This is a genomic window from Ursidibacter arcticus (assembly GCF_009761375.1).
Taxonomy (GTDB): Bacteria; Pseudomonadota; Gammaproteobacteria; order Enterobacterales; family Pasteurellaceae; genus Ursidibacter; species Ursidibacter arcticus.
In genome coordinates this window covers 1-1,405 of record NZ_LEKM01000199.1, presented here as the reverse complement: position 1 = coordinate 1,405, position 1,405 = coordinate 1, and the positions used below count along the sequence as shown (strand labels likewise).

At 36.6% G+C, this 1,405-nt stretch carries 1 protein-coding gene, 2 tRNA genes and 2 rRNA genes; 4 read left to right on the top strand and 1 reads right to left on the bottom strand.

Features of this window, described 5'->3' with window-relative positions:
- The first annotated feature begins 150 nt into the window (after positions 1-150).
- The 4 genes from rrf (A1D25_RS09150) to A1D25_RS09135 all read left to right on the top strand — a co-directional run bounded on the left by rrf (A1D25_RS09150) (position 151) and on the right by A1D25_RS09135 (position 633).
- Positions 151-266 (top strand): 5S ribosomal RNA (rrf, locus tag A1D25_RS09150).
- Between the two features lie 51 nt (positions 267-317).
- A 5S ribosomal RNA gene (rrf, locus tag A1D25_RS09145) occupies positions 318-433 on the top strand.
- Positions 434-445: 12 nt separating this feature from the next.
- A tRNA-Asp gene (locus tag A1D25_RS09140) sits at positions 446-522 on the top strand.
- 35 nt (positions 523-557) lie between these two features.
- A tRNA-Trp gene (locus A1D25_RS09135) sits at positions 558-633 on the top strand.
- An 84-nt stretch (positions 634-717) separates the two neighbouring features.
- On the opposite strand, the gene A1D25_RS09130 is transcribed toward A1D25_RS09135, so the two are convergent.
- Positions 718-1,405: transposase-like zinc-binding domain-containing protein (locus A1D25_RS09130; protein ID WP_420825115.1), on the bottom strand; the 688-nt coding region annotated here is incomplete at its 5' end.

Below are 1,405 nucleotides of genomic sequence, written 5' to 3'. Positions count from 1 at the left end.
GTTGAGAGAGACTAAGGTACTCAGAGAAGAAGATACTCAGAGAGAAATTGAGAAGATACTCAGGTAACAGCTTGTTTATGATTTTGAAGAAAGAATGAAAAGAACGAGGCTAGAGATAGCTAAGAGATAAGATAGATAAAACAGGATTTTCCTGATGGCCGTAGTGCTGTGGACCCACCTGACTCCATACCGAACTCAGAAGTGAAACGCAGTAACGCCGATGGTAGTGTGGTGATTCGCCATGTGAGAGTAGGGCACCATCAGGGTTTTATTAAGTTAGTTTATTTATTTAAGTAAATTAACTTAATAAAGAATTTATTAGCAGCAATAGTGCAGTAGCTCCACCTGAATCCATACCGAACTCAGAAGTGAAATGCTGTAACGCCGATGGTAGTGTGGTGATTCGCCATGTGAGAGTAGGGCACTGCTAATTCCCATATTTTGCGGAGCGGTAGTTCAGCTGGTTAGAATACCTGCCTGTCACGCAGGGGGTCGCGGGTTCGAGTCCCGTCCGTTCCGCCACTTATTTAAGCGAGTGTAATACTCGCTTTATCTATAGGGGCGTAGTTCAATTGGTAGAGCACCGGTCTCCAAAACCGGGTGTTGGGAGTTCGAGCCTCTCCGCCCCTGCCATTTTAATAAGTTGAATATACCTTTTTCGGTGTAATGGACAAAATAGTTGATAATAATATTTTTTTATGTTGTCAGCAACTCTTTTTATTTAAAAAATCCCTTTATAAACATAATCTTACGTTTTTTGCTTAATCCATTGTGATTATTTAATTTTCGTTTTAGTTCACTAAATAATCCTTCAAGCCTATTTGTCGTTTTTTCTATATTTAATTCAGGGTACTTTTCGAAGGTAAATAAATATTTTTCATAATATTTCAGGCTAGATAAAGCACTTCTTAATCCTTTATGTTTATAAGGAAAATAACCTTTTTCATTGCATTTATCTGACCGTTCATTTAAATAGTCTTGGTGAGTTAAATACCATAGGTGTAAATGGCGATAATAAACGACCTTTTCGCTCACGCTATCCATTATCACCAAAATACCAAATTCCCGACCAAAGAATGTGGTATCCATAATAATATTTAAATGTGTTGAAATAGGCGTTTTTAATGCGGTTTTAGGGGCTTTATCAATATATCGCTGAATAGTTTTAACGGAGCATTTATATTTAATGGCGAGTTCTTTGTAGGTCTGTTTTCCTTGCGAATAATCAAACCAAATATCGCTATAATTTAATTTCTTTTGGAAGGTAAATGTTTTACTACAGGAAGGATATTTATAGCGTTGGATATTATTTTTCAATCCGTGTTTATGGATAACAGTATTTTGGCAGTAAGGGCAATTTTTTTGTTCATTACACCAAATGTTAAAGGCGTAATGGACAAAATGG